We start from the raw sequence: 902 nt of genomic DNA on the forward strand, positions 1-902 counted from the left end.
AGCGCCTTGCCGTTACCGCTTACCTCCAGCACCACATCGGGGCCCCGGCCCTGACAAATTTCCACGATACTGGATTTACAGTTTTCATCCCGCGGACTGACAACAAGGTCCAATCCCAGACTGGCGGCAATGGCGCCGCGGGCCTGATTGGGCTCCTGCAGGGAAACACTGCGCGCGCCATGGGCCTTGGCAATGGCCGCCGCAAACAGGCCAATGGGTCCACCGCCAACAATCAGCACATCGCGGGCGGTTACCCCCGCCGTCGTCACCATATGCATGGCGTTACCAACCGGATCGAACACGGCCGCATGATGATCCGGGATGGCATCCGGCACCTTCCACAGGTTCCCGGCCGGGATAATCACCTGCTCGGCGAAGGCGCCGGGCCGGTCCACCCCGATAATCTCGGTCTTTTCGCAGATATGGGCGTTGCCCGTTCGGCAATGGGCGCAAGCCCCGCAGGCAATATGGCATTCCGCCGAGACCCGCTCGCCAATGGTGAAGCCTTCCACATCCTCGCCAATTGCGCTGATCCGGCCAACGAATTCGTGCCCGATGGTCATGGGGGTTCTGATCCGGCCCGCCGACCACGCATCCCACTTGAAGATATGAAAATCGGTTCCGCAAATTCCGGCCATGACCACATCCACCATGACCATGCCCCGGCCCGGTGCAGGCAAGGGGGGCTGTTCTGAAAACCAGATACCGCGTTCTGGTTTGGCTTTGGCAATGGTGAACATGATGTTTTCCTCTGGAAAATGGAAAAATATCCGATATACTGGACTTAACGATTTGTACAATATATTGGATTTTTATCCCGTCAATAGGAAAAATGACTCAAAACGCCCTCACTCCGCCCTCTGTCGGCAAAACCATCAACCGCCTTCGCAAGGAAAAGCAAC

Annotated in this window: 1 protein-coding gene; it reads right to left on the bottom strand. The window is 57.5% G+C overall.

What is annotated here, in order from left to right:
* Positions 1 to 740 (bottom strand): alcohol dehydrogenase catalytic domain-containing protein (locus QQJ79_RS15445; protein WP_284223819.1); only part of this gene is annotated, 740 nt, incomplete at its 3' end.
* Positions 741 to 902 lie beyond the last annotated feature (162 nt).

This window comes from Brevundimonas denitrificans, assembly GCF_030160755.1.
Lineage (GTDB): Bacteria > Pseudomonadota > Alphaproteobacteria > Caulobacterales > Caulobacteraceae > Brevundimonas > Brevundimonas denitrificans.